Source organism: Streptomyces sp. NBC_01257 (assembly GCF_035917255.1).
Classification (GTDB): domain Bacteria; phylum Actinomycetota; class Actinomycetes; order Streptomycetales; family Streptomycetaceae; genus Streptomyces.
The window spans coordinates 8,726,980-8,753,526 of sequence record NZ_CP108472.1; the positions used below are offsets into that span (position 1 = coordinate 8,726,980).

General features: G+C 73.6%; 26 protein-coding genes. 19 read left to right on the plus strand and 7 right to left on the minus strand.

The window, feature by feature from the left end:
* Positions 1 to 163 precede the first annotated feature (163 nt).
* From OG408_RS37945 to OG408_RS37990, 10 genes are read left to right on the plus strand one after another with little or no spacing between them, the layout of a single operon-like run.
* Positions 164 to 1,420: an ATP-grasp domain-containing protein gene (locus OG408_RS37945; protein WP_326674045.1), complete on the plus strand. Its 1,257-nt coding sequence runs from the start codon at positions 164 to 166 to the stop codon at positions 1,418 to 1,420.
* A complete protein-coding gene (locus OG408_RS37950; RefSeq protein ID WP_326674046.1) occupies positions 1,417 to 2,250 on the plus strand; it encodes a hypothetical protein in 834 nt (277 codons plus the stop codon). The genes OG408_RS37945 and OG408_RS37950 overlap by 4 nt, the downstream gene beginning before the upstream one ends.
* Entirely contained in the window at positions 2,247 to 3,416 is a 1,170-nt protein-coding gene (locus tag OG408_RS37955; protein ID WP_326674047.1) for a PLP-dependent cysteine synthase family protein, read from the plus strand. The genes OG408_RS37950 and OG408_RS37955 overlap by 4 nt, the downstream gene beginning before the upstream one ends.
* Entirely contained in the window at positions 3,413 to 4,558 is a 1,146-nt protein-coding gene (locus tag OG408_RS37960; protein ID WP_326674049.1) for an enolase C-terminal domain-like protein, read from the plus strand. The genes OG408_RS37955 and OG408_RS37960 overlap by 4 nt, the downstream gene beginning before the upstream one ends.
* Entirely contained in the window at positions 4,555 to 5,814 is a 1,260-nt protein-coding gene (locus OG408_RS37965; protein WP_326674050.1) for an MFS transporter, read from the plus strand. The genes OG408_RS37960 and OG408_RS37965 overlap by 4 nt, the downstream gene beginning before the upstream one ends.
* Before the next feature lie 10 nt (positions 5,815 to 5,824).
* Positions 5,825 to 6,613: a class I SAM-dependent DNA methyltransferase gene (locus tag OG408_RS37970; RefSeq protein WP_285565598.1), complete on the plus strand. Its 789-nt coding sequence runs from the start codon at positions 5,825 to 5,827 to the stop codon at positions 6,611 to 6,613.
* 51 nt (positions 6,614 to 6,664) lie between these two features.
* Positions 6,665 to 8,269: an ABC transporter substrate-binding protein gene (locus tag OG408_RS37975; RefSeq protein ID WP_326674052.1), complete on the plus strand. Its 1,605-nt coding sequence runs from the start codon at positions 6,665 to 6,667 to the stop codon at positions 8,267 to 8,269.
* Positions 8,266 to 9,219 carry an ABC transporter permease gene (locus OG408_RS37980; RefSeq protein WP_285565596.1) on the plus strand — a complete coding sequence of 318 codons (954 nt, stop codon included), beginning with the start codon at positions 8,266 to 8,268 and terminating at the stop codon, positions 9,217 to 9,219. The genes OG408_RS37975 and OG408_RS37980 overlap by 4 nt, the downstream gene beginning before the upstream one ends.
* A complete protein-coding gene (locus OG408_RS37985; protein WP_326674053.1) occupies positions 9,219 to 10,103 on the plus strand; it encodes an ABC transporter permease in 885 nt (294 codons plus the stop codon). Before OG408_RS37980 ends, OG408_RS37985 begins: the two co-directional genes overlap by 1 nt.
* The gene (locus OG408_RS37990) at positions 10,100 to 11,656 is read left to right on the plus strand and encodes an ABC transporter ATP-binding protein (protein WP_326674054.1); all 1,557 of its coding nucleotides are present in this window, start codon (positions 10,100 to 10,102) and stop codon (positions 11,654 to 11,656) included. The genes OG408_RS37985 and OG408_RS37990 overlap by 4 nt, the downstream gene beginning before the upstream one ends.
* 8 nt (positions 11,657 to 11,664) lie before the next feature.
* Here OG408_RS37990 and OG408_RS37995 read toward each other — a convergent pair whose 3' ends face one another.
* The 3 genes from OG408_RS37995 to OG408_RS38005 form a co-directional block, all read right to left on the minus strand.
* Positions 11,665 to 12,339, minus strand: a complete 675-nt coding sequence (locus OG408_RS37995) for a formylglycine-generating enzyme family protein (protein ID WP_285565594.1) — start codon at positions 12,337 to 12,339, stop codon at positions 11,665 to 11,667.
* Between the two features lie 62 nt (positions 12,340 to 12,401).
* Positions 12,402 to 14,528: a SpoIIE family protein phosphatase gene (locus OG408_RS38000; protein WP_285565593.1), complete on the minus strand. Its 2,127-nt coding sequence runs from the start codon at positions 14,526 to 14,528 to the stop codon at positions 12,402 to 12,404.
* Positions 14,529 to 14,603: 75 nt separating this feature from the next.
* Complete coding sequence (locus OG408_RS38005) at positions 14,604 to 14,996, minus strand: nuclear transport factor 2 family protein (RefSeq protein ID WP_285565592.1); 393 nt, start codon at positions 14,994 to 14,996, stop codon at positions 14,604 to 14,606.
* A 70-nt stretch (positions 14,997 to 15,066) separates the two neighbouring features.
* On the opposite strand from OG408_RS38005, the gene OG408_RS38010 reads away from it, so the two are divergent.
* From OG408_RS38010 to OG408_RS38025, 4 genes are all read left to right on the plus strand, one after another.
* Positions 15,067 to 15,645 carry a PadR family transcriptional regulator gene (locus OG408_RS38010; protein WP_285565591.1) on the plus strand — a complete coding sequence of 193 codons (579 nt, stop codon included), beginning with the start codon at positions 15,067 to 15,069 and terminating at the stop codon, positions 15,643 to 15,645.
* A 68-nt stretch (positions 15,646 to 15,713) separates the two neighbouring features.
* On the plus strand, positions 15,714 to 16,391 hold the full coding sequence (locus OG408_RS38015) for an ABC transporter permease (RefSeq protein ID WP_285565590.1): 678 nt from the start codon (positions 15,714 to 15,716) through the stop codon (positions 16,389 to 16,391).
* Positions 16,388 to 17,065: an ABC transporter permease gene (locus OG408_RS38020; RefSeq protein WP_285565589.1), complete on the plus strand. Its 678-nt coding sequence runs from the start codon at positions 16,388 to 16,390 to the stop codon at positions 17,063 to 17,065. The genes OG408_RS38015 and OG408_RS38020 overlap by 4 nt, the downstream gene beginning before the upstream one ends.
* Complete coding sequence (locus OG408_RS38025; RefSeq protein WP_326674056.1) at positions 17,062 to 18,015, plus strand: ABC transporter substrate-binding protein; 954 nt, start codon at positions 17,062 to 17,064, stop codon at positions 18,013 to 18,015. Before OG408_RS38020 ends, OG408_RS38025 begins: the two co-directional genes overlap by 4 nt.
* A gap of 32 nt (positions 18,016 to 18,047) precedes the next feature.
* Here OG408_RS38025 and OG408_RS38030 read toward each other — a convergent pair whose 3' ends face one another.
* Positions 18,048 to 19,220, minus strand: a complete 1,173-nt coding sequence (locus OG408_RS38030; protein ID WP_442806104.1) for a Gfo/Idh/MocA family protein — start codon at positions 19,218 to 19,220, stop codon at positions 18,048 to 18,050.
* Positions 19,221 to 19,468: 248 nt separating this feature from the next.
* On the opposite strand from OG408_RS38030, the gene OG408_RS38035 reads away from it, so the two are divergent.
* Entirely contained in the window at positions 19,469 to 20,101 is a 633-nt protein-coding gene (locus OG408_RS38035; protein ID WP_326674057.1) for a LysE family transporter, read from the plus strand.
* Positions 20,102 to 20,133: 32 nt separating this feature from the next.
* Here the strand turns inward: OG408_RS38035 and OG408_RS38040 are convergent, their stop codons facing one another.
* Complete coding sequence (locus OG408_RS38040; RefSeq protein WP_326674058.1) at positions 20,134 to 21,297, minus strand: ABC transporter ATP-binding protein; 1,164 nt, start codon at positions 21,295 to 21,297, stop codon at positions 20,134 to 20,136.
* A 104-nt stretch (positions 21,298 to 21,401) separates the two neighbouring features.
* On the opposite strand from OG408_RS38040, the gene OG408_RS38045 reads away from it, so the two are divergent.
* A complete protein-coding gene (locus tag OG408_RS38045; RefSeq protein WP_326674059.1) occupies positions 21,402 to 22,697 on the plus strand; it encodes an alpha/beta fold hydrolase in 1,296 nt (431 codons plus the stop codon).
* Between the two features lie 52 nt (positions 22,698 to 22,749).
* Here the strand turns inward: OG408_RS38045 and OG408_RS38050 are convergent, their stop codons facing one another.
* A complete protein-coding gene (locus OG408_RS38050) occupies positions 22,750 to 23,322 on the minus strand; it encodes a rhodanese-like domain-containing protein (RefSeq protein WP_285565584.1) in 573 nt (190 codons plus the stop codon).
* 100 nt (positions 23,323 to 23,422) lie between these two features.
* Here OG408_RS38050 and OG408_RS38055 point away from each other — a divergent pair, with 100 nt between their 5' ends.
* From OG408_RS38055 to OG408_RS38065, 3 genes are all read left to right on the plus strand, one after another.
* The gene (locus OG408_RS38055) at positions 23,423 to 23,701 is read left to right on the plus strand and encodes a metal-sensitive transcriptional regulator (RefSeq protein ID WP_285565583.1); all 279 of its coding nucleotides are present in this window, start codon (positions 23,423 to 23,425) and stop codon (positions 23,699 to 23,701) included.
* Between the two features lie 65 nt (positions 23,702 to 23,766).
* Positions 23,767 to 24,498: a PIG-L deacetylase family protein gene (locus tag OG408_RS38060; RefSeq protein ID WP_326674060.1), complete on the plus strand. Its 732-nt coding sequence runs from the start codon at positions 23,767 to 23,769 to the stop codon at positions 24,496 to 24,498.
* 79 nt (positions 24,499 to 24,577) lie between these two features.
* Positions 24,578 to 25,426 (plus strand): enoyl-CoA hydratase/isomerase family protein, encoded by an 849-nt coding sequence (locus OG408_RS38065; protein ID WP_326674062.1) that lies wholly within the window; start codon positions 24,578 to 24,580, stop codon positions 25,424 to 25,426.
* 14 nt (positions 25,427 to 25,440) lie between these two features.
* Here the strand turns inward: OG408_RS38065 and OG408_RS38070 are convergent, their stop codons facing one another.
* Complete coding sequence (locus tag OG408_RS38070) at positions 25,441 to 26,412, minus strand: SDR family oxidoreductase (RefSeq protein WP_326674063.1); 972 nt, start codon at positions 26,410 to 26,412, stop codon at positions 25,441 to 25,443.
* Positions 26,413 to 26,547: the final 135 nt, after the last annotated feature.

Consider the following 26,547-nt stretch of genomic DNA (forward strand, 5'->3'; position numbering starts at 1 on the left):
TCCCCGCGGTGCAGGCCGGCGCCCCGCATGCCGGGATGAATTCCGCACCGCTAGATGACAATGAAAACGATTGTCGATAGCGTGTGCCGTGCCGGGTGGGCGGCCCCCGGGTGGGTGCCGCCGCCTGCCCGGGTCCTGAACTGCACAGCGAAGAGGGGTAGTCGTGGCACATCTGCTGATGGTCGAGAGCTGGGTCGGATCGATGAGCAGACTGCTGCCACGGGCGATCCGCGAAGGCGGACACACGTTCACCTTCCTCACCCGCGATCTGCACCACTACCTGCGCGCCGCCCCCGAGGGCGCCGCACACCCGCTGCTCTCGGCCCGGCACGTGCTGACGGCCGACACCAACGACTCCGGGACGCTGCTGCCGTTCGCCGAACGGGCCCACGCATCCCTGGAGTTCGACGGCGTCATCACGTCCTGCGACTACTACCTGCCGGCGGCCGCCGGGATCGCCGCCCGGCTGGGCCTTCCCGGCCCCGCCCCGGCCGCCGTGCGGAACGCCTGCCGGAAGGACGCCACCCGGCGGGTGCTCGCCGAAGCGGGGGTGCCGGGACCGCGGTTCGCGGTGTGCCGCGACCCGGCGGAGGCGCTGCGGGCCGCGCGGGACATCGGACTGCCGCTCGTCCTCAAACCCGTCGACCTGTGCGCCGGGATGTTCGTGCGGCGCATCGACGACGAGACCGGCCTCACCGAGGCGTACCGCGCACTCGCCGACTTCCCGGTCAACGCCCGCGGGCAGCGACGCGACCCCGCCGTACTCCTGGAGGAGTTCCTCCACGGCCCCGAAGTCAGCGTCGAGACCGTGACGTCCGGCGGACGCACCCAGGTGGTCGGGGTGACGGACAAGAGCATCGGCGGAGCACCCGCCTTCGTGGAGACCGGCCACATGTTCCCCGCCCCGCTCACCGGGCCGGACGACCGCGCGGCCCGGGAGACCGCCGTGGCTGCGGTCGAGGCGCTCGGCCTGGATGCCGTCGTGGCGCACACCGAGATCAAGCTGACCCCCGAGGGCCCACGCGTGGTGGAGGTCAACCCCCGCCCGGCCGGCAACCGCATCACCGAACTGGTCCGCCATGTGACCGGCATCGACATCACCGCCGCCTGCGTGAACGTGGCGCTCGGCCGCGAACCGGATCTGCGCCCCCGCGCCACCGGACTGCACAGCGCGGCCATCGGCTTCCTGGTGCCGGGAACCGGGGGAGTGCTGGACCGGATCGAAGGCGACGACGAGGTGGGCGCGGCGCCCGGAGTGCTGGAGCTCAGCCTCGCGGCACCCGGCACCCGGGTCGGCGCCACGGGCAGCAACAACGACTACCTGGGCCATGTCATGGCCGGCGACGCCGACGGCCCGGGCGCCCGGGACCGCGTCGAGTCGCTCATCGCCCGGCTGCGCCCCCGGGTGGCGGCCCGATGACCGCGGCCGCCGCCACCGTGCCCGCCGCGGCCTCCTACGAGGACCTCGTCGCCGGAGTCCTGGCCGGCCGCTACGGGCCCGACCCGCGGAGCAGGCGCATCGCCATGGCCTTCACCACCCGCCAGTCCGTACGCCACGCCGGGCGTGGCAGCGGCTACCGCAACGAGGTGCTGAGCCTGCGCCTCGACGCGGCCGTCGGCTCCTGTGCCGTCGAGCCGGGCGAACTGCCCGCCGGCGTCGTCGACGACTGTGTCGGCGCCGATGTCGCCACGCTGCTCGGCCACGAGCTGGGCCCGGTGCGGGCCGCCGCCCTCGACACGTATCTCCTGCACACCCGGCCGCACGGCCCCGGGAGCGGTGCCCGGCCGTGGCCGCTGCCGGCCGGCAGCTCGCTGGAGAAGTCCCGGGCCCGGGCACGCGCCGTCGTCGGGCTGCTCGGCACCCCGCCGGGCGGCACCGTCCTCGTCGTCGGCGTCGTCAACTCCCTTCTGGAGGCGCTGCGTGAGCGCGGGCTCGGCTACGTGCCGTGCGATCTCAAGGGCGGCACGACCGAATGGGGCGAGCCGGTGCGGACCCGGGTGCCGGCCGGACCGGAGGACTGCGACGCGATCCTCGCCTCCGGAATGACCCTCGGCAACGGCACCTTCGAGCCGCTGCGGGAACACGCCCTGCGGCACGGCAAACCCCTGGTCGTCTTCGCCCAGACCGGCAGCGCGGTGCTGCCCCGGCTCATCGGCGCCGGAGTCACCGCGGTGTCCGCCGAGCCCTACCCGTTCTTCTGGCTCGACGGCGGCCCCGGAACCATCCACCTGTACGGAGGCACCCCGTGACCACCGCACTGCTGCGCCCCGCCGGCAACCGCGAGCTCCTCGGGCTCGTCGGCCGCACCCCGCTCGCCCGCATCACCGCCGACCTGCCCTGCCCGCACCCCGGCTTCTGGGCCAAGCTCGAAGGCTTCGCCGTGGGCGGCATGAAGGCGCGCGCCGCCGTGTCGATGCTGCAGGGAGCCGAGCGGCGCGGCGAACTGCGCCCCGGCGCACCGGTGGTGGAGTCCACCTCCGGCACCCTCGGCATCGGACTCGCCTTCGCGGGCCAGGCACTGGGCCACCCGGTCGTGCTGGTCGGCGACAGCGAACTCGAACCGTCGATGCGCCGGCTCCTGCACGCACACGGAGCCCGGCTGGAACTCGTCGACCGGCCCGCCCCCGAGGGCGGCTGGCAGGCGGCCCGGCTGGCCAGGCTCCGGGAACTGCTCGCCGGACTGCCCGGTGCCTACTGGCCCGACCAGTACAACAACCCCGACAACACCGCCGGTTACGCCTCGCTCGCCGCCGAGATCACCGGCCGCCTCGACCACGTGGACATCCTCGTGTGCAGCGTAGGAACGGGCGGGCACAGCGCCGGAGTCGCCGGTCCGCTCCGCGGGCGCTGGCCCGGACTGCGGCTGATCGGTGTCGACGCCACCGGCTCGACGATCTTCGGACAGCCCGCAAGGCCCCGCCTGATGCGCGGACTCGGCAGCAGCATCCGTCCGCGCAACGTGGCGCACGACCAGTTCGACGAGGTCCACTGGGTCGGGCCCGCCGAGGCCGCCGACAGCTGCCGGCGGCTGGCTAGGGACAACTTCGTCAGCGGCGGCTGGAGCACCGGAGCCGTCGCGCTCGTCGCGGCCTGGGCCGCCCGAGTCCACCCGGGTGCGGTCGTCGCGACGGTCTTTCCGGACGGACCGCACCGCTACCTCGGCAGCATCTTCGACGACGGGTTCAACGCCCGGCACGGACTGGTCCCGGAGACGGCGGCGGTCAGACCGGTGGAGATCCGCCATCCGCAGGCCGTGGAGGCGACCGGCTGGACCCGCTGTCGCACGGTCACCGGCCGGCGCGAGGACCTACGGCCGCCGCGACTGCCGGTCAGCCGTGCGCCCGCGGGAAACACGCTGCCGCACACCCGCCCGTACACCGTCCGCCTGCCCTACGCACCGGAGGAGTCCCGATGAAGGCGACCCGGCGCACCGTCGGACTGCGGCTCGCCGAGCCGCTGCGGATCTCCCGGTCCACCACGACGGCCCGGGACGCCGTCCGCCTGTCCATCGAGCACGAGGGTGCGCACGGCCACGGCGAGACCGTCACCAGCGTGTACTACGGCCTCGACACCGCCACCGTGACCCACTGGCTGGACCGGTGCGCCCGCGCACTCACCAGGTTCCCCGACCCGGAGACGGCTCTGGCCGCCCTGTCCGCGCATGCGTCCGGCGACCCCGGCGGTGACGGCGGGCCGCTGGGATCCGGTACGCCGCCGGCCGTCACCGCCGCCGTGGAGTCGGCGCTGCTCGATCTCGTCGGCAAGCGTGCCGGACTGCCCGCGTACCGCCTCATCGGCACGGCCTCGGCACCCGCCGCCGCCACGGCCCGCACCATCGGGATCACCTCGCCCCGCCGCGCCGGCGCCCTCGCAGCCCGGCTGGCGGACGACGGGTTCACCGTCATCAAGCTCAAGGTCGGCTCGGCCGACCCGGAGGACGACGTCGCCCGCGTACGTGCCGTGCGCGCCGCCGCCCCGCACGCGCGGCTGCTCCTCGACCCCAACGGCGGCTGGAGCGCCGCGTCGGCGCCCGTCCTGCTGGGGCGCTTCGCCGAACTGGGCGTCGAGGCCGTCGAACAGCCCGTCGCCCCGGGCGACCCCGAGGCCTTGGCCCGGCTCGCCGCACGCTCACCGCTGCCCGTCATCGCAGACGAGGACGCCGTGGACATCGAGGACGCCCGGCGGCTCGCCGGCCGGGTGCAGGGCATCAACGTGAAACTCGCCAAGTGCGGAGGCGTGAGCGCCGCCCTGCGCATCGCGGGGCTGATCGCCGGCAGCGGCACCGGTCTCATGCTCGGCTGCCTCACCGCCAGTTCGCTCGGCATCGCCCCCGCGGTGCACCTCGCCGACCGCGCCCGGTGGACCGACCTCGACGGACACCTGCTGCTCGACCACGACCCGTGGACGGGGATCGGCGGCACCGACGGCAGCGTGCGGGCGAGCGGTCACCCCGGACTCGGCGTACGCCCGCGCACGCCCTTCGACGTGCGCCGCTCGCACCCCGTGGCGGACGGCCCCGCACGGGTGCGTATCCGGGCCGCCGAGGTGACCCCGTGAAGACCTGGCGCGAGATATGCGCCTTTCCCCCGGCCGTACGCCTTCTGCTGGTCAACCAGCTCGGCGTCAACACCGGCTTCTACCTGCTGATCCCCTATCTCGCCGTGCACCTGAGCGACGGCCTCGGGATGTCCGCCGCCGTCGTCGGCACCGTGCTCGGAGTGCGCAGCCTCAGCCAGCAGGGGCTGTTCGTCATCGGGGGCTCGGCCGCGGACCGGCTGGGCGCCCGCGGGGTGATCATCGCCGGATGCGGACTGCGGACGGCCGGCTTCGCTCTATTCGCGCTCGGTGACGGGATCGCGGTCCTGCTCGCCGCGTCCGTACTCAGCGGACTGGCCGGCGCGTTGTTCAACCCCGCCGTCCGCAGCTACCTCGCCCAGGAGGCGGGGGAGCGCAGGGCCGAGGCGTTCGCGCTGTTCAACGTCTTCGCGACGACGGGCGCGCTCATCGGCCCCCTCCTCGGCAGCGTCCTGCTCCTCGTCGACTTCCGGGCAGCCGCGCTCACCGCCGCCGGGATCTTCGCCGTGCTCACCGTCGCCCAGGCCCTGGTGCTGCCGCCCCGCCGGGCCGCACCGGCCACGAGCGGCGTACTCGCCGACTGGCGCGAAGTGGTCCGCAACCGCCCCTTCATGGCCTTCGCGTGCGCGCTGGCCGGCATGGTCGCTCTGGAGAGCCAGCTCTATCTGCTGTTCCCCGACGGCGCCCGCAGGGCCACCGGCTGGGACGGTGCGGCGGGCCTGGTGTTCCTCGTGGGGACGCTCGCCGGACTGGCGTTCCAGCTGCGCATCACCCGCGCCCTGAAACGGCGGGGCAGCCGGGCCACCTGGATCGCCACGGGTCTGCTGCTGACGGCCGCGGCCTTCGTGCCGCCCGTGCTGGTGACGTCCGGCGCCCCGCCGGACACGGACACGAGCCAGGCGGTGCTGCGCGCGATACCCGTCCTTGCGGGTTCCCTGCTGCTGCAGACCGGGCTCATGGTCGCCCAGCCGTTCGTGATGGAACTGATCCCCGCCTTCGGCAGGCCCGGCCTCACCGGCACCTACTTCGGTGTCTTCTACGTCGTGTCCGGCATCGCCGCCGCCCTGGGGAACGCCGCCGTCGGCTGGGCGATGGACACCGGTCAGCGCATCGGCGCCGGCTGGCTGCCCTGGGCCTGCTGTCTGGTGCTCGGTCTCGTGTCCGCCGCCGGGACCCTACGCCTCCACCGCCGCGGCACGCTGCCCGGCCGACCGGTTCCCGTACCCGTCCATGCCTGAGGAGAGCCCCGTGGACGACGCCAACCTGCTCACCGACAACCCGGCGCTGTACGAGGCCCGCTTCCCGGACCCCGAACGGCTCGCCGGACGCTGGACCGAGGAGACGCTCAGGAGGTACGGAGCCGGACCGCGCGTCCTGGACATAGGCTGCGGCACCGGCCGCGACGCCGCCCACCTCCACGCGGCGGGGCGCGCCGTTACCGGTGCCGACCTCTCCGGCGCGATGCTCCGGCATGCCTCCCGCGAGCACCCTGGGCCGGAGTATCTCCGGGCCGACCTGAGGGGGTTCGACCTGGGAGCACGGCGCTTCGACGCCGTCGTCTGTCTGGACAGTGCGCTGCTCTACTGCCGGACCGACGCCGAGACCGACAGCTTCCTCACCTCCTGCCGACGCAGTCTGACGCCCGGCGGTCTGCTCGTCGCGGAGATACGCAACGGCGCGTACTTCCTCCGCGGCGCCGCACTCCCCACGGCCCCGGCCGTCCACACCTTCACCCATCGGGGCGTCGTCCACCGCTCCGTCACCCGGCTGCGCGTGGACCCGGCCGCCCGCCTGCTGCACCGCAGCCGCACCTGGACCACGGACGACGGCTCATCCCCGGTCGAACAATGCTCCGCCTGGCGGCTGTTGCTCCCCGCCGAGCTCCGACAGGCCCTCACCGCCCACGGATTCGAGGTCCTCGACCTCCACGACGGCCCCGGCCCACGCACCGAACCCCCCTGGCGCGAGGGCCTCCTGCCCACCGGAACGGCCGACGCCGACCGCCTCCACGTCATCGCCCGGCTCACGGGCAGCTGACCGGGCCCCTCCTCCTTCCTCGTACGCTCCCACCGGATCAAGGACATCCCCATGCCCAGCGACGAACGCACCACGACAGCGACACCCTTCCCCGGCCTGCACCGCCGCGGCTTCCTCGCCGCCTCCGGCGCGGCCGGCCTCGGCACCCTCGGGCTGACCGGCTGCGCCGGCCCCTCGGACACCCGGGCCGACGTCGACGGCGAGGCCGGTCGGCCGAAGCGCGGCGGACGGCTCAGGGCCGCCTTCGCCGGGGGCGGTGCGAGCGAGACCCTCGACCCGCACCTGAGCAACCTGTTCGCCGACGCGGCCCGCGCCAAGGCCCTCTACGACAAGCTGGCCGACTACGGCGCCGACCTCTCCGCTCAGCCCCGCCTCGCCTCCTCCTGGGAGCCCAACAGGACCCTGGACCGGTGGAAGGTCTCCCTGCGGGCCGCCGTCTTCCACGACGGGCGGCCGGTCACCGCGAAGGACGTACTGCACAGCTACCGCCGCATCGCCGACCCCGCGCGCGCCTTTCGCGCGAAGGCGTCACTCGAACCGGTCGACCTCGCGGCCAGCAGGGCCCTGGACGCGCGGACCGTCGAGTTCGTCCTCAAGCGTCCGACGGCCGAATTCCCCAACGTCATGGCCGCGTTCGGCGCGTACGTCGTCCCCGCGACCGCCCGGGACGGCGACTTCGACCACCGGCCCGTCGGCAGCGGACCGTTCCGGCTGGTGTCCTTCGCCCCCGGCCGGTCCACCGTCCTGCGGCGCAACGACGCCTACTGGGACGGCGCCCCGCACCTCGACGAGCTGGAGTTCGTCGTCGCCAACGAGGAGTCCGCACGCGTCAACGCCCTGCTCGGCGGCCAGGTCGAGTACGCCCACGAGCTGAACCCGGCGACCGCCCGCGCCCACGAGGACGGCGGGCGGATCCGGATCGTGCGCCTGCGCAACAGCGCGATGCAGTCCTTCGCCATGAAGACCGACCGGCCACCGTTCGACGACCGGCGCGTCCGGCAGGCCCTGCTGCTCGTCGCCGACCGCGCGGAACTCGTCAAGGGAGCCCTCTCCGGCGCCGGCGAGATCGGCAACGACCTCTTCGGCAAGGGGTACGAGTACTACGCCGACGCTCTGCCCCAGCGCGAACAGGACCTCGGCCGGGCCCGCAGCCTGCTGAGGCAGGCCGGCGCCGATGACCTGCGGATCACCCTCGACACCTCACCCGTCGCCGCCGGATTCACCGAGGCCGCGGCCGTCTTCCGCGACCAGGCGGCCCGGGCAGGCATCACCGTCGAGGTGAGGACCGGCAGCAAGGACACCTACTGGAAGGACATCCTCGACGCCGGCACCCTCTGCTGCTACCGCTCCGGCGCCATGCCCATCGAGTCACACCTCTCCCAGCGCCTGCTGACCGGTTCGACCACCAATGCGACCAAGTGGCGCCACCCCGACTTCGACACCCTCTACCAGCAGGCCCAGTCGACGAGGGACCCGCGGGAGCGCGCCGCCGTCTACGCCCGCATGCAGCGCCGCCTCCACACCGAAGGCCCCTTCCTGATCTGGGGCTTCGCCGACTGGATACTCGGCACCGCCCGCACGGTCCGGGGCGTTGAGCGGCAGGCGCCCGCCAACACCCTGGACTGGGCCCGCTTCGACAAGGTGTGGCTGGCGTGAGCGGACCCCTGCCCTGGGCGGCGCGGCGGCTGCTGCTCGGCGGGGTGCAGACCGCGGCCGTCGTGCTGCTCGTCCTCGCCCTCACCGAGGCGCTGCCCGGCGACGCCGCCGTGGCCCTCGCCGGTGACCAGCCGGACCCGGAACGGATCGAGACGGTCCGGGCCGCCCTGCACCTGGACCGGCCGCCGCACGAACGGCTGCTGGACTGGTCGGCCGGGCTGCTCCACGGCGACCTCGGAGTCTCGCTGACCTCGGGGCGGCCCGTAGCCTCCTACCTCGGCGACGGCTTCGGCCCGACCCTCCTGCTCGCCGTCCCGACGGTCGTGCTCCTCGTCCCGGCGGCAGTCGGCCTCGGCGTGCTGGCCGCCCGGCACCAGGGACGCGCCGTCGACCGGTTCGTCAGCGCGGTCCTGCTCGGCCTCTACGCCGTACCGGAGTTCGCACTCGGTGTCCTCCTGGTCACCGTCTTCGCGCTGCGGCTCGGCTGGCTGCCGCCGACCGCCGTCGGGTACGGCACCGACCTGCTCGCCCACCCGGCCGCCCTGGTGCTCCCCGTCCTGGTCCTGCTGGCGCGCCCGGTGTGCTCGCTCGCCCGGCTGATCCGCGCCGGGATGGCCGACGCGCTGGCCTCGCCGTACGTCGCACACGCCCGCCGCCACGGACTGTCCGGCGCCCGCGTCCGCTACGCCCACGCGCTGCCGAACGCGCTCGCTCCGGCCGCCCAGCAACTGGCCCGCACGATCGACTGGCTGCTGTGCGGCGTGGTCGTGGTGGAGGCGCTGTTCGTCATTCCGGGACTCGGCACGGTCCTGATGAACGCCGTCGCGGAACGGGACGTCCCCGTGGTGCAGGGCCTCGCGGTCGTGTTCGGCGTCGCCACGGTCCTGCTCAACCTCGGAGCGGACCTGGTCACCCACCGCTTCGCCCCGCGAGCGGGGGTGGCGGCGTGATGGCCCTCGCGCTCGCCCGTTCCCGGCGCGGACTGAAGACGCTCGTCGTCGGGCGGCGAAGGAGCGACGACGGGCGTGCCCGGGCCCGCTTCGGCCGTCTCCTGCCCGGCCTGGCCGTCATCCTGGTGCCGCTCATACTGGCACTGGCCGGACCGCTGTTCGCCGGGGAGGCCGGAGCGCGCGGAACCTCGTTCACCCCGGGAGGCGGACACTGGCTCGGGACCGACTTCGTCGGCCGCGACGTCGGCCGGCAGGTGCTGCTCGGCGGCCGGCCGGTGGTGCTGATCGCGCTCGCATCGACGGCCCTGGCCTACGCCGTGGCGCTGCCCGTCGGCTTCGTCTGCGCCCTCACCCGCCGGGCCTGGGCGGAGGAGCTGCTGATGCGTCCGCTGGACGTCCTGCTCTCCGTGCCGTCGCTGCTGCTGATTCTGCTGGTCGCCGCCGTCGTCGAACCGGGGCCTGCCGGTCTCGCGCTGCTGGTGGCCCTCGTCAACGTCCCGGACGCGGCCAGAATCGTCCGCGCCGCCGGGGCCGAGGCCGCCTCGCGCCCTGCGGTCGAGGCGCTGCGCATGCAGGGCGAGAGCTGGGCACGCATCGCCTTCGGCTACGTCGGAAGGTCGGCCGCCCGGCCGCTGGTCGCCGACGCGGGCGTACGCCTGACCGGGGCGCTGTACCTGGTGGCCACCGCGGCGTTCCTCGGTGTGGGCGTCGGGCCGGACGCCGCCGACTGGGCGGTGATGGTGGACCGCAACCGTACCGGCCTGTTCGTCCAGCCGTGGGCGGTCGTCGTCCCGGCCCTGCTGATCGTCGCGCTCACCATGGGCGGGAACCTGCTGGCCGACGCCGCACTCGTACGTTCCGACAGCAAGGAGAGGCGCCCGTGAACACGGCCGCGCAGAACCGTACGGCGGCTGAGGCAGAGCCCGTCGCCGTGGTCGAAGGGCTCCGGGTGGAGATCGGCGGGCGGGCGATCGTCGACGGTGTCGGCCTGCGGGTGCTGCCCGGGCGGATCCTCGCCCTGGTGGGCGCCTCGGGCAGCGGGAAGACGACCACCGGGCTCGCCCTGCTGGGCGAGTACCCGCCAGGGGCGCGTGTGACGGGCACCGTGCGGGTGGCGGGCGGTCTGATCGGCTACGTGCCGCAGCACCCGGCCACGGTGCTCAATCCCGCCCGCCGGATCGGCGCGCTGCTGAGGGACATCGCCCGGCGTCAGGTGCGGCACCTCCCGGGGCGCCGGCGCCGGGCAGCGGTTCGCGACCGGGTCCTGGATGCCCTCGCGCGCGTCCAACTACCCGACGCGGAAGCGATGCTGCGCCGTTTTCCGCATCAGCTGTCCGGCGGCCAGCAGCAGCGAGTGGTCCTCGCCCAGGCCCTCCTGCTGGGCGCCCGGGCGGTCGTCGCGGACGAACCCACCACCGGACAGGACCCCCTGACGAAACGTCGCATCGTCGAGCGCCTGGCCGCCGTCGCCGGCCAGGGCGTCGCCGTCGTCCTGCTCAGCCACGACCTGGACGTCGTCCGTGCGCTCGCCGACGACGTGGTCGTCCTCCGCGACGGAAAGGCCGTCGCTGCAGGCCCCGCGGCGCAGGTTCTGCACGATCCTGATGACACCTGGACCCGCCGGCTCCTGGCCGAACCACGGGACATGCGGCCCATCGCGGCGACAGCGGGCGGCACGGTGCTGGACGTACGCGCCCTCACCGCGCGCCACGGCCGGACCCCCGTGCTCCACGACGCGGAACTCACCGTGGGCGCCGGTGAATGCCTCGCCGTCGTCGGCCGGTCGGGCAGCGGCAAGACCACCCTGGCCCGCTGCATCGGCGGACTCCACCGCGACCACGACGGCGAGGTGCTGCTGAACGGCAGGCCGCTGCCGCGCAGCCTGCGCGACCGTCGCCGTGAGCAACTGGCCGCTGTCCAGTACGTCTTCCAGGACGCGGAGGCGGCCTTCGACGCCCACCGCCCCGTGCTCGGCCAGATCGCACGGACGGCCGTCCGGCTGCGCGGCCTGGACCCGGCCGAGGCCAGAGCCGAGGCGCTCACCGCGCTGAGCACCCTGGACCTCCCCGCACAGCGCTCCCTGCGCCTGCCGGGGCAGTTGTCCGGCGGCGAACTCCGCCGGGCCGCCCTCGCCCGCGCCCTGCTCGCCCGCCCCGAGGTCCTGGTCTGCGACGAGATCACCTCGGGCCTCGACACCTTCACCCGGACCTCCCTCCTCGGGCTCCTCACGGAGCTGCTCGGGTCGGGCGCGATCCCGGCGCTCGTCCTTATCACCCACGACCTGGACACGGCGGCCCGCGCCGGCCGGATCGCCGTGATGGAGCGCGGCCGCATCGTGGAGACCGGGGCGGCGCACGACGTACTGCACGCGCCGCGCCACCCCTTCACCGCCGAACTGGTCCACGCGGCCCGGCAGTTCCGGGGCGCGGCCGGCTGACGGAGGCTCTACCGTGTTCCGGAGCGGGCGACGCGGAACCCCGTGTCGTCGATCCGGAACGTGGGGTGGCTGCGCCGCCGCACCGAGGCCCGGCAGCTCCAGTGCTCGTCGAACCAGCCACCGCCCCGCAGCACCCGGTAGCTGCCGTACACCTCGGCGTCGTAGACGTCCCAGCACCACTCCCACACATTGCCCAACGTGTCGTACAGGCCCCAGTCGTTGGGCAGCCGGCCGCCCACCTCGTGCGGCCGCTCAAGGGAGTTGCCGCGATACCAGGCGATGTCGTCGAGGGGGCCGTACCGCGCCTGCGTCGTGCCCGCCCGGCACGCGTGCTCCCACTCGGCCTCGGCCGGCAGCCGGTAACCGTCGGCGGCCGCCTCCCACCGGATCTGCCCGGCCTCGGGGTGGAGGAGGTAGGCGGGCGTCAGCCCCTCGCGCAGGGACAGTGCGTTGCAGAAACCGACGGCGTCCAGCCAGGAGACGCCCTCGACCGGCAGTGGGTCGCCCTGCGCGGTACTCGGCCGCTCGCCCGTGACCTGCGCGTACTGGGCCTGGGTCACGGGGTGCGTACCGAGCCGGAACGGTGCGACATCGACCGTCCAGCTGCGCTGCGTACGACGGTCGGACAGGGTCACCCGCCCCGGCGGAACGTCGGTCATCGTGATCTCGGTGCTGGGGTCCATGGGGCGGTGATCCTATCAACGGCGCCTTCGGCAGGACCGTGCGCCCTGCGCGAGGTCCCCGGTCAACCCGGCTGTTCCGCCAGCGCCTTGATGAGGAGCAGCGCGATGTCGTCGCTGCCCGGTGTGGACCGTTCGGCATAGCGGACGAGCGTGTCGGCGAGGGCTTCCATGGGCCGGCCGGCGGCCCGGGTGAACTGCTCGGCCAGGGCCGCGGTCGCCTCGTCGAGATCGGTGCCGGGCGCCTCGACGAGTCCGTCGGTGTACAGGGCGAGCGCGGCGCCCGCCGGCAGCGGGATCTCGGTCGTCGGGTACGTGGCCTCCGGGTCGATGCCCAGCAGGAGACCAGGCGGCAGCCGCAGTACCTCGGTGTGCCCGCCGGGGTGGTGCAGGAGCGGCGGCGGGTGCCCGGCCGTGGCCAGCAGGGCGCGGTGCCCGGCCAGGTCGAGATGGACGTAGAGGCAGCTGGTGAACAGGCCGGGGTCGAGGTCGGTGAGCAGCCGGTTGGTGCGGGCCAGCACCTCGGCCGGCGGCGCCCCCGCCGAGGCGTGCACCGCGGTGCGGACCTGGCCCATCAGGGCGGCCGCCTTCACGTTGTGGCCCTGGACGTCGCCGATGGTGGCGGCCGCGGTGGTGGCGTCGAGGCGGATGACGTCGTAGAAGTCGCCGCCGATGCCCGTGCCGTGGGCCGCCGGCAGATAGCGGGCGGCGATGTCCAGACCGGGGATCCGCGGCAGGGTGTGGGGGAGCAGATGGGCCTGCAGGCTGTGGGCCAGCTGGTCCTTCGCGTCGTACAGGCGGGCCCGGTCCAGGGCCTGTGCGATCAGTCCGGCGATCGACGCGAGGAGCGCGCGTTCCTCCGGTTCGAACGGGCGGGTCATCTCGTAGGCGAGCACCAGTGAGCCGACCGGGCGGCCCGAGGCGATCAACGGCAGGAACGCCCACGCCGCCAGGCCCTCCTGGAGCACGGCGGGCGGGTAGGCACGCTTCAGCTCCGCGAACGAGCGGTAGAAGCTGGGCACCCCGGTGGTCAGGACGTGAGCGGCCGGGGTGCGTGAGGCCAGCGGGGCGCCGTCGAAGCGGTCCATGAGCTCGGGGGCGAAGCCGTGGTGGCCCTCGACCCGCAGCCGGCCCTCCGCCGCGGTCATCACGGCGAGCGCCTGGATCCGGAAGGCGGGGACGAGCTGGTCGGAGAGCAGCCCGACCACGTCCTGGATGCCGACGGCCTCGGTGAGCGTCGCGGCCAGATGCATCAGGTGGTAGAGCGCGACGGCACGGCTCGGGGCGCTCGACGGCGCGGGGGACTCCGCGGCGGGCCCCGCCGCGTGCGCGGCGGTGCCGGGCGTGATGTACACGCTGATGCCCGAGGCGTCCGGGTAGAGGCGGAACGAGAGCCACCGATCGGGCGGGCGCAGCGCGGTGAACGAGGTCGGCTGACGGCTGACCACGGCCCCGCGGTACTGGTCCTCGAAGAGCGGGTCGTCCAGCCAGGGCAGCGACTCCCAGGGCAGCGTCCCCATCAGGTCGGCCGCGCTCCCGCCGACCAGTTCGGCCCCGGTGTCGGTGAGGAACGTGATCCGGCCGTGCATGTCGAGGGCGCAGCAGCCGCCCGGCAGCCGCTGGAGGTACTCCGCCGCGCGGGACGCCGTGGCGGTGTCGGGCGGCGGTGCGCTGAGGGGCGGCAGGACCCGCAGGCCGAGGTCGGGCGGCACGGGACGGCCGTGTTCCTCGGCCTCGTGCAGCACCAGGGCGATCTCACCGCACCCGGCATGGACCGCGGCCCGCTCCTCGGGGCTGAGCTGCGGCGGGTGCGAGCCCGGCCACAGCAGCACCAGGCCACCCCACACGGCGGCGCCCGTGAGCACCGGCGCGGCGGCCAGTGCGAAGCGGTACGGCAGCACGAGCGCGGGCCGCGGATAGCGTCTGGCCAGCTCCTCCTGGCTGCCGAGCCAGACCAGATGCTGGTCCTTCAGGGCGTCGGCCACCGGCATCGGAGCGGAGAGCGGGACCCGGGTCCACGGGGCGGCGAACTCGGCCGGCACCCCGGCGAGAACGGTCAGCCGCAGCGTGGACTCGCCCGGCGCCAGGAGGTACAGCATGGCCACGGAGGCGCCGGTCCGCCGGACGGCCCGTGCCACGGCCCGGTCCAGGAGCTCCGCCCCGGACTCCGTGCGGGGCCGTACGTTGTCCATATTCGGACCATACGCCCACGTTCTGCGGTCGACCTGGTGGTACCGGCCGTGCGGCCGGGGGTCCCGGAGCCGTGCTCACCCCGCCGAGGCCTCGCGGGTGATCCGGTCGAACCGCGCACCCATGGCGGCGGCGAGCGCCTGCGCAGCGGAGAGGGGCCGGACCATGACCATCAGGTCGTCGATCTCGCCCGCCTCGTTCATGTGGAGGAAGTCGCAGCCGGTGATCTCCCGGTCGTCCACCTTCGCCTCGAACACCAGGGCGTGGTCGCGGCCGTCCTCGCTCGCCATCTCGCGGACGTAGCGGAAGTCCGTGAACACCTCGGAGACCGCGCGCAGGATCGCGGCGGTGACCGGCCGGCCGGGGTAGGGCTTGAACGCCACCGGGCTGGTGAACACGACGTCCTCGGCCAGCGTCGCCTCGATGGCGGCGTGGTCGTGCGCCTCGACAGCGGTGCGGAAGGGGTGCATCCGGGACTCCATAGTCAAATTGTTGAATAGGTGTGAAAGAGATTAATCACATGGCTGTTAGTCTGTCCAGATGTCTCTCAAGTACGCGGTCCTGGCGGCGCTGCTCGAAGGGGAGGCCTCGGGCTACGACCTGGCCAAGGTCTTCGACGTCTCGGTGGCGAACTTCTGGTCGGCCACCCCGCAGCAGCTCTACCGCGAGCTGGAGCGCCTGGCGGAGAGCGGCCTGATCGGGGCCCGGGTCGTCGAACAGCAGCGCAGGCCGAACAAGCGGCTGTTCACGCTCACGGACGAGGGCCGCGCCTCGCTCGCCTCGTTCACCGCACAGCAGCCCCGCCCCACGGCCATCCGGGACGAGCTCCTGGTCATGACCCAGGCCGTGGACGGCGGCGACGGCGACGCGGTGCGCGCCTCGGTCGAGGAACGCATGGAGTGGTCCCGCGCCCGGCTCGCCCGCTACGAACGGCTGCGGGACCGGATGCTCGACGGCCGCGACGAGGACACCTTCGTACGGGAGACCGAGCGCATCGGCCCGTACCTGACACTCATGCGGGGACGGTCCTTCGAGCAGGAGAACCTGCGCTGGGGGAAACGGGCGCTGGAGATCCTGGAGCGCCGCGCGGCGTCGGCCACCGGAGAACCGCGGGGCTGAACCGCCGTACCCCTCGAACAGTCGAACAGGACGCGCGCCCCCGCACCGTCCCGGGCTGCAATGGACAGGTGACCGCGCCCCCGGACGACTGCCTCGCGCGCAACGAATGGATCTGCGGCGCCTATCTGACCAGCCGTCGGCACATCCTCTGGGACGCCGTGCTGCAACACCTCCAGCTGACCGCCGTCTCCGTGCTCATCGGACTGGTCATCGCGCTGCCGCTCGCCCTCGCCGCCCGCCGGTGGCGCTGGGCCGCCGGACCGGTGCTCGGACTGACGACGATCCTCTACACCGTCCCCTCCCTCGCCATGTTCTCGCTGCTCCTGCCCGTGTACGGGCTCTCCGCCTCCCTCGTCGTCGCGGGCCTCGTCCTGTACTCGCTCACCCTGCTCGTACGGAACATCCTGGCCGGGCTGCGCGCGGTCCCCGAGGAGACCCGGCAGGCGGCGCGCGGCATGGGGTACGGGCCCGTCCGGCTGCTCGTGGCCGTGGAACTCCCGCTCGCCCTGCCGGCAGCCATGGCCGGCCTGCGCATCGCCACCGTCTCCGCCGTCTCCCTGGTCACCATCGGCGCGATCGTCGGATACGGCGGCCTCGGCAACCTCATCTACGCGGGAATGAACACCTACTTCAAGGCGCAGGTGCTCACCGCGTCCGTCCTGTGCGTCGTCATCGCCGTCGCCGCCGACCTGCTGCTCCTGCTCGCGCAGCGCCTGCTCACCCCCTGGACACGGAGGCAGTCGTGAACACCCTCTCCGACGCCTGGTCCTGGCTCACGACCTCCGCGCACTGGTACGGCGAGGACGGCATCTGGACCCGGCTCGCCCAGCACCTCGTCCTCACCGTCGTCTGCCTGCTGATCAGCTGCCTGATCGCCCTGCCCGTGGCCCTGGTCCTCGGCCATCTGGGCAAGGGCGGCGCGCTCGCCGTCAACATCTCCAACGTCGGCCGGGCCGTGCCCACCTTCGCCGTCCTCGTCCTCCTGCTGCTCACCCCGGTCGGGCGGTTCGGGGAGGGGCCGACCGTCGTCGCGCTCGTCCTGTTCGCCGTACCGCCCCTGCTCACCAACGCCTACGTCGGCATGCGCGAGGTCGACCAGGACGTCGTACGGGCGGCCCGGGGCATGGGGATGACCGGCCGCCAGATGCTGACCCAGGTCGAGGTCCCGCTCGCCCTGCCGCTCATCCTGACCGGCGTACGGATCGCCGCCGTCCAGCTCGTCGCCACCGCGACCATCGCCGCACTGGCCGGCGGCGGCGGCCTCGGCCGCATCATCACCGCCGGGTTCAACCTCGCCTCCACCGCCCAGGTGGTCGCCGGGGCCGTGCTGGTCGCCGTGTTCGCCCTGATCGTCGAAGGGCTCTTCGAGGTGGCCCAGCGGCTCGCGCCCGAATGGGTCCGCGACGGGAACGCCGGATGAGGGCCCGGCACGCCCTCCCGGCGCTCCTGCTGCTCCTGGCGCCCTTCACCGCGTGCACGACCGGACCCACGCTGGAGGACCAGGGCGAGGTCACCGCACCGCCCGGAGACAGCAAGCACCTGACGATCGGATCGGCGGGATTCACCGAGAGCGATCTGCTCGCCCAGATGTACGCTCTGCTGCTCGACGACGCCGGATACTCCACGGAGATCATCTCCGTCACCAACCGGGAGATCTACGAACCGGCCCTGGAGAGCGGCCAGATCGACGTCGTCCCCGAATACGCCGCCACCTTCGCCGACTGGCTGAACGCCAAGAAGAACGGAGCCGACGCCGCCCCCGTCGGCTCGCCCGACCTGGCCGAGACGATGAAAGCCCTGCGCGCGCTGGCCGCACCCCGCGGCCTCACCGTCCTCGACGCCGGCCGCGCCGTCGACCAGAACGCCTTCGCCGTCACCGCCGCCTACGCGAAGGAACACCATCTGAAGTCGCTCAGCGACCTCGGCAGATCGGGGCTCCCCGTCCGGCTGGCCGCCGGCGACGAATGCGTGCAGCGCCCCTACTGCGCGCCCGGGCTGAAGAAGACGTACGGCATCGACATCACCGCCGTCGACCCCAAGGGCGTCGGCACCACCCAGGCCAAACAGGCCGTCCAGAGCGGCCGCGACCAGATGGTCCTGACGACCACGACCGACGCCACCCTGGACGACTTCGGCCTCGTCCTGCTCGCCGACGACAAGCACCTGCAGAACGCCGACTACCTGGTCCCCGTCGTCAACCGGTCCCGCGCGGGCAGCGAAGGCGTCCGTACGGCGCTGGGCAAGCTGAACACCGTACTGACGACCAAGGACCTGGTCGAGCTGAACGAACAGGTCGACAGCTGGCGCCGGCTCCCCGAGGACGTCGCCCGCACCTACCTGCGGTCCCACGGCCTCATCCCCGGGGACTGACCCGCCGGGCGCGCGGCGCCGGGTACGGCCGGTCAGGCGGTCGCCTCCGCCGGTTCGGGCGCCCAGCCGGGGGCGTTGCCGTGCAGGGCGCTGTAGTACGGGTCGCCGGGGCCGATCTCGCCGGCCCGGACGGTGTTCCCGGTGAAGGCCGCCTTGTAGAGCGCGGCCACCAGCTCCAGGCTGGTGCGGCCGTCGGCGCCGCTGCTGCGCGGCCGGCGTCCCGCCCGCAGATCGGCGAGCAGACCACGCAGTTGCGCCTCGTGGGAGCTGGGCACATCGGCGCCGAAGTCCTGCCAGGCGGCGGCCAGTCCGGGCGCGACGCCGGGGGCGGGGGTGACGCGCCAGTCCGCGTTGCGATGGCCGTACAGATGGGTGAGCTCGACCGTGGCCCGCTCGCAGTCGATCCGGATCCGGCTCACCTCGTCCGGACTGAGGACGCTGTTGACGACCGTGGCCATGGCGCCGCTCTCGAAGCGGACCAGTGCCGTGGAGACGTCCTCCGTCTCGACGTCGTGCACCAGCCGCCCCGCCATCGCGCGGATCTCCGACCACGGGCCGAGCAGATCGAGCAGCAGATCCATCTGGTGGATGCCGTGGCCCATCGCGGGGCCGCCGCCCTCCGTGCTCCAACGCCCGCGCCACGGCACGGAGTAGTAGGCCTCGTCCCGGTACCAGGTGGTCTGGCAGTGCGCGACCAGGGGCCGCCCCATCGCCCGCTCGGCCAGCAGCGCCCGGACATGGTCCGAGCCGGACCCGAACCGGTGCTGGAACACGATCGCTGCATACGGGCCGCCGGCCGGCCCCTCCGCCGCCTCGATGGCGTCGAAGTCCTCCAGCGAGGGGCACGGGGGCTTCTCGCACCACACCCAGGCCCCGGCCCGCAGGGCGGCGATGGTCTGGTCGCGGTGGAAGCGGGGCGGAGTGCCGATCGTGACCAGGTCGGGGCGCTCCTCGGCGAGCATCCGGCCGAGATCCGAGTACGGCCGGCCGGCGCCGGCCTCGGCGCAGAACGACGCCGCGGAAGCGGCGTCCACATCCACCGCCGCGACGATCTCCAGGGGCTGTTCGGCGGCCAGCGCGCGCAGGGCGGGCAGATGGCTGCCGCGCGCGATCGCGCCGGTCCCGACGATCGCGACCCGGACCGGCCTGCTGGGGGAAGCCTGGCTGGACGTGACAAACACCTCCACGGTGAACGGGGCGCCCACCGCGTGGCAAGCGCTTTCTACCAGCGGAAACCTAGGCTTTGCGCGGGCTTGCGGTCAAGGGACCCGGAGCCTCGCCCACCCGCCCCGGGAGCCGCCGAAAACGAGTTGCCCGGCCGTCCGCCCCGGACGCAGTATCTGGCCATGACCACGGACATCGCCCTCGTGCCGCCGGCTCCCACCGACCGATCGGTGACGAGCGGCCGACAGCAGCCGGGGCGGCCGCGGAAGCCGGTGCGACACCGGCACGGATGACCGCCGTCCTGGTCGCGGGACTCCTCGCCGGATACGGCATCGCCATGCCGGTCGGAGCCGTCGCGACCTACCTCGCCGCCCTCACCACCCGCACCTCGCTCAGGACCGGTGCGTTCGCCGCGCTCGGAGTGGTGACCGCGGACGGGCTCTACGCGCTGATCGCCGTCGCGGGCGGAGCGACGCTCACCCCCGTCATCGAACCGGTGATGCGCCCCTTCCGCTGGGCCTCCGCCGCCGTCCTCGTCGCCCTCGCGGTACGCGGCGCGCTCACCGCGTACCGCGCGCACCGGAGCGGCACCGCGGCAACGCGCGACGACAGCGCGCAGCTCACCCCCGTGCGGGCCTACTTCACGCTGCTCGCGCTCACCCTGATGAACCCGATGACCGTCGTCTACTTCGCGGCCCTGGTCCTCGGCAGCGAGGCGGTCGCCGCCTCGGCCCCCGCGCACCGGGTGGTGTTCGTGCTCGCGGCCTTCGCCGCCTCGGCCAGTTGGCAGCTGCTCGTCGCGGGCGGCGGAGCGCTGCTGGGCCGCGCGCTGACCGGCAGCCGGGGGCGGCTCGTCACCGCGTTGGCCTCCAGCACCCTGATCACCGTGCTGGCCGTCCGCCTCCTGCTCCCGTCACCCTGACCCCCGTGCGAACGCAGCCCCCGAGGCCTCCCTCAGGCATCCGCCACCGAGTCGAACTGCACCTCGTCGCGTCCCACACCCTGCGCGTCCGCGTCCACCGAGCGCCGCAGCGCCTCATGGAGCTTCGCCGGGGTCAGCACTCCGAGGAAGCGCGCCCCGTCCAGCACCGCCACCCACCCGGCGTCGTGCTGGAGCATCTCGCTGAACGCCTGCTTGAGCGGGGCGCCCACCGGCACCCACGCGTCCATCCGTCGGGCCAGTTCAGCCACCGTCCCGTGCTCCCCGGCGATCCGCAGCGCGTCCGCCGACACCCAGCCGTGGAGCTCGCCGTCCCCGTTGAGCACCACCGCCCACCGCGAGCCGGCGGTGCCGAGCCGGGCGGCCGCCGCATCGGCCCGCTCGTCGAGCCGGGCCACCGGCGGCTCCTCCAGGTCGTGGGGTTCGATCGTCGTGACGGAGAGCCTCTTCAGCCCGCGGTCGGCGCCGACGAACTGGGCCACGTACGGGGTCGCGGGGGAGCCGAGCACCGTTCCCGGCCGGTCGAACTGCTCGATGCGCCCCTCCCCGTACACCGCGATCCGGTCGCCCATCCGCACCGCCTCCTCGATGTCGTGGGTGACCATCAGGACCGTTTTCCTGACCGTGGCCTGCAGGCTCAGGAACTCGTTCTGCAGCCGCTCCCGGACGACCGGGTCCACCGCGCCGAACGGTTCGTCCATCAGCAGCACCGGCGGGTCCGCGGCCAGCGCGCGGGCCACCCCGACGCGCTGACGCTGGCCGCCGGAGAGCTGGGCGGGATAGCGGGAGCCGTACGTCCCGGGGTCCAGGCCCACCAGATCCAGCAGCTCGGCCGCGCGCGCCCGGGCCCGGGACCGCTTCCAGCCGACGAGGGCCGGGACCGTCGCGGTGTTGTCGAGGACCGTCCGGTGCGGGAAGAGACCCACCTGCTGGATGACGTAGCCGATGCGGCGCCGCAGCTTTACCGGGTCGGTCTTCGAGATGTCCTCGCCGTCCACCAGGATCCGGCCCGAGGTCGGCTCGATCAGCCGGTTCACCATCATCATCGTGGTGGTCTTGCCGCAGCCCGAAGGGCCGACCAGGGTGACCAGTTCCCCCTCGGCGACCTCGAAGGACAGCTCGTGGACCGCGGTCGTGCCGTCCGGAAAGACCTTGCCGACCTGCTCGAACCGGATCATGACTGCACGGTAGGAGCCGGGCGGGTCCGCCGCACACGGGCCGGGACTGTCCGGGTCACGGCGGTGTGCTGAACTGTCCGGGAACCAGCGATCCAGGAGTCCCCTTGAACAGCTACCGCCAGCCCGGCCTCGTCCTCACCGACCGTCACTTCACCGTGCCGCTCGACCACACCGACCCCGGCGGTGAGCAGATCGAGGTCTTCGGCCGCGAGGTGGTGGCCGCCTCCCGGGCCGCCGAGCAGCTGCCGTGGCTGGTGTACCTGGAGGGCGGCCCCGGATTCGGCGCCCGGCGCTTCACCGGCGCGGAGGCGTGGCTGGGGCGGGCGGTGCGGGAGTTCCGGGTGCTGCTCCTGGACCAGCGCGGCACCGGACTGTCCACCCCGGCCAACCGGCAGACCCTGCCGCTGCGCGGCGGACCGCGCGAGCAGGCCGACTACCTCGCGCACTTCCGGTCCGACAGCATCGTGCGCGACTGCGAACTGATCCGTCCGCAGCTGACCGGCGGCGCGCCCTGGACCGTCCTCGGCCAGTCATTCGGCGGCTTCTGCGCGGTCCGCTATCTGTCGGCCGCGCCCGAAGGCCTCGACGCCGTGCTGATCACCGGTGGCCTGCCCTCCCTCGACGCCCACGCGGACGACGTCTACCGGGCCGCGTACCCGAGGATCGAGCGGAAGGTCGCCGCGCACTACGCCCGCTACCCGCAGGACGTCGGGCGCGCCCGGGAGATCACCGCTCACCTCGCGGAGCACCGCCCCGAGAGCGGCGGCCACCGGCTGACGCCCGAGGGGTTCCAGTCCCTCGGCATCCTGCTCGGCGGGGGCAGCGGCAGCCACCAGCTGCACTACCTGCTGGAGAACGCCTTCGTCGCCACCCCGCACGGCACCGAGCTCTCCGACACCTTCCAGGAGGCCATGCGCTCGGCCGGCTCGTTCGCGGGTCACCCGCTGTACGCGCTCCTGCACGAGGCCATCTACGGCCAGGACGAGCGCCCCACCGGCTGGGCCGCCGAACGGGTCCGTGCCGAGTTCCCGCAGTTCGACGCGGCGGCCGCCCTGAAGGGCGACGGCCCGGTGCTGTTCACCGGCGAGAGCATCCACCCCTGGCACTTCGAGGTCGACCCGGCGCTGCGCCCGCTGCGCGAGACGGCCGAACTGCTCGCCACCCGCGGCGACTGGGAGCCGTTGTACGACACCGAGCGGCTGGCCGCCAACGAGGTTCCGGTGGCCGCCGCCGTCTACCACGACGACATGTACGTCGACACCGCGCACGCGCTGCGGACCGCCGGTGCGATCCGCGGGCTGCGCACCTGGGTGACCGACGAGTTCGAGCACGACGGACTGCGCGCGGGCGGGCCGCGCGTGCTGGACCGGCTGCTCGCGCTGGTCCGCGACGAGGTCTGAGCCCGCCGGAGCGGGCGGGAGCCGGGCCGCACCCGGATCCCGCCCGTGCGGCTCAGCCCTGGAGGGCGTCGAGCGTCGCGTCGAGGTTCGACGCCGAGTGCGGCGCACGGTTGTGCGGGAGCTTCGACAGGACAGCCGCCATGCCGCAGGTGTTGGTCACCGCGGAGAAGACGAGACCGGAGCCGATGCCGGCGGACAGCCAGCGCGCGGCCGGGTAGCGCACACCCGCCAGCAGACCGGCCACCACGAGGGAGCCGGCCGCGAGCCGCACCTGGCGCTCCATCGGCCAGGTGCCCCGCGCACCGTCCGGGCGGTCGAGGCCATGGCCCTCGCCCTCCCACGCGGAGGTGCCGCCGGAGAGCGTGGCGGCGTCGATGTCCGCCGCGGACAGGATGTCGCAGGCCCGGGTGGAGCGGACGCCGGAGGCGCACACCACCAGCAGGGCGCCGCGGGCCGAGGCGGACTTGAGGGCGGGCACCGCCTCGGAGAGCCGGTCGAGCGGGATGTTCAGAGCGCCGGGGACGTGCCCGGCGGCGTACTCGCCGGGGGCGCGCACATCGATCACGGTGAACTCCGCGAGACGGGCGGCGGCCTGGGCGGGGGAGAGGGATACGGGGCTGGTCACTGGCAGTGATTCCTTTCGTTCACCGGGTGTGAGGCGGAGACTCGGTCTCTCCTGCCCCGGAGGGGATAGAATACCCCTTGGGGTATTAAAAGGAGGATGTGTGGAACTCGACATGGCCGCCGATGAGCTCAAATCGGTGCTCAATCGTCTGCGCCGCGCACAGGGTCAGCTGACCGGAATCATCAGGATGATCGAGGAGGGGCGGGACTGCGAGGACGTCATCACGCAGATGGCGGCCGTTTCGCGCGCCCTGGACCGGGCCGGCTTCGCGATCATCGCGACCGGACTGCAGCACTGCCTGGCCGACGGCGGCACCGATCCCGCGGACCGGGACCAGATGCGCGCCCGGCTGGAGAAACTCTTCCTCTCGCTCGCCTGAACGGGCGGCACCGGGCATCCGTCGTTGCGAGCGCCGCGCGGGGGCCGGCCGGTTAGCCTGCCGACATGACCGAGCAGCTGAAGCCCATGCCCGCCGACTGGCAGCGCGCCCTCGCCGTCGTCGCCCACCCCGACGACCTGGAGTACGGCTGCGCGGCGGCCGTCGCCGGCTGGACCGACGGCGGGCGTGACGTCACCTATCTCCTGGCCACCCGGGGCGAGGCCGGGATCGACACGCTCGAACCGGAGCGGTGCGCACCGCTGCGCGAACAGGAGCAGCGCGCGAGCGCGGCCGTCGTCGGGGTCTCGCGGGTGGAGTTCCTGGACCACCGGGACGGGGTGATCGAGTACGGCACCGGCCTGCGCCGCGACATCGCGGCGGCCATCCGCCGGCACCGGCCCGAGCTGGTGATCACACTCAACCACCGGGACACCTGGGGCGGCGTCGCCTGGAACACCCCCGACCACCGCGCGGTCGGCCGGGCCACCCTGGACGCCGCCGGTGACGCCGGGAACCGCTGGATCTTCCCGGAGCTGACCGGGCAGGGGCTCGAACCGTGGGACGGCGTGCGGTGGGTGGCCGTCGCCGGATCGTCCACGCCCACCCACGCGGTCGACGCGACCGAAGGCCTCGAACGCTCCGTGCAGTCGCTCCTGGCGCACCGCACGTACATCGAGGTCCTCACCGACGAGGATCCCGAGGCGTACTGCCGCACCTTCCTGACGGGCAACGCGCAGGCGTCCGCGGAGCGGTTCGGCGGCCGGCCGGCCGTCACCTTCGAGCTCTTCGCGCGCTGAGCCCGGACGGACCCTGGTCCGTTGCCGGGGTGCGGCCGTACGCTGTTCCGCACACCGGTATCTGACGAGTCGTCAGTCCATGGAAGGGGCGGCGGTGCTCGACACGCTCGACCACGACATCCCACCGGGCCAGGAGCGGATCACGCTCCGGACCGAGAACGGCGTCGGTGTGCTGACGCTCTGCCGTCCGGACCAGCTCAACGGCTGGAGCTGGGAGTCCAGCCGGCAGCTCGGCATCATGGCCGACCGGCTGCGGTTCGACGACACGGTCCGGGCGGTCCTGCTGCGGGGCGAGGGCCGGGCCTTCTGCGCCGGGATCGATGTCACCGCGCCCGGGGGCGGCATCACGGGCCGTTCGCCCGCCGAGCGGACCCAGCGCTACTACGAGGGCATCCGCTGGGCGCACGAGCGCTTCGCCGCGTTCGCCGGGCTGCCGCAGCCGGTGATCGCCGCCGTACAGGGCTACTGCCTCGGCTTCGGCTTCGAACTCGCCCTCATGGCGGACATCCGGATCGCCGCGGACGACGCCGTGTTCGCGCTGCCGGAGGCCGGGATCGGGGTGGCGGTCGACGCGGGCGGTGACATGCGGATCGCCCGGGAGGCGGGCGCGGGCTGGGCGAAGTACCTGGCCCTCACCGGCCGCCGGATCGACGCGGCGACGGCCGAGCGGATCGGACTGCTCCAGGCCGTCACACCGCCCGGTGAGCTGGAGCGCACCGCACGGTCCGTGGCCGAGGCCGTGGCGGGCAACGCGCCGCTTGCCGTGCGCCACATCAAGCGTTCCGTCGACGCCTTCGCGGATGCGGGGCTCGGCGAGGCGCTCGACCGTACGGCCCTGGCCGCGGCGCTCACCCTCACCTCGCAGGACGCGGCCGAGGGCTATGCCGCCAAGGCGGCCCGCCGCCCGGCGCACTTTGAGGGAACCTGAACCGGTGCCGCGGTTCACGGACCCTCCGCGATGCCATCCTCCCGGCTGCCCGGCGGGGGCCCGTCACCGTCGGGCAGGGTGAACGGGCCGCGGCCCAGCTGCTCGCGCACCGGTACCACGGGCGGGGTCACCAGCGAGCGCCGCTGCCAGTTCGCCCCGTCGACCACCAGTGAATGACCGGAGACGAACGCGGCGTACGGCGAGGCCAGGAACGTCGCCGCCCAGCCCAGCTCGCGGGGCAGTCCCACCCGGAGCGCGGGCTGCCGCCCGTCCAGCTCCCGGGCCCCGCCGTCCTCCGCCCCGGCCCGGTCCAGGTTGGCGCGGATGTTCTCGTGCATGTCCTCGTGCGGCATCAGCCCGGGCACCAGCCCGTTTGCGCGGATCCCGTACGGACCCCACTCCACGGCAAGGGTCTCGACCAGGTTCTTCACGCCGGCCTTCGCGGCCGCCGAGTGGGCGTACCCGGGACCGCCCGTCCACGCGTACGAGGCGCCGACACAGATGATCGACCCCGCGGTCCCGGCCGCCAGATGGCGCCGCCCGAACTCCCGGGTCATGAACCAGGTGCCGGTCAGCGTGATGTCGAGCACCGCCCGCCAGGCGTTCGGTGACAGATCCTCCGCGGGTGAGGGGAAGTTGGCCGCCGCGTTGTTGACGAGCACGTCGGGCGGACCCGTCTCCGCCTCGGCGGCGTCGAAGATCTCCGTGATCCTCTCCGGGTCCCGGATGTCGCCCGGGACGGTCAGGACGCGACCGCCGGTCAGCGCTGCCAGCTCCTCCCGGGCGGCGGCCAGCCGTCCGGGGTTCCGGCCGACGATCACCAGGTCCGCCCCCAGCCGGGCGAACTCGGCCGCGATCGCCTTGCCGAGCCCCGAGCCGCCGCCGGTCACCAGGACGACGCTCCCGTCGTACGTGCCGGCCGGTAACGCGCTCGCGCCCAAGGGGGGCGGAGCGGGGAGTCCGCGGGTGTGCACGCTCTCCGTCATGGCTGCATGAATACAGTCTCCGACGACAAAAGACCAGGTCCACGCACTGATGTTGTCCAGACCATTGACATGCCAGCGCCAGACTGTTGAATTCAGTGTCGTTGTGTTGCGCGACTCTGGTGACTTGAGTGACCA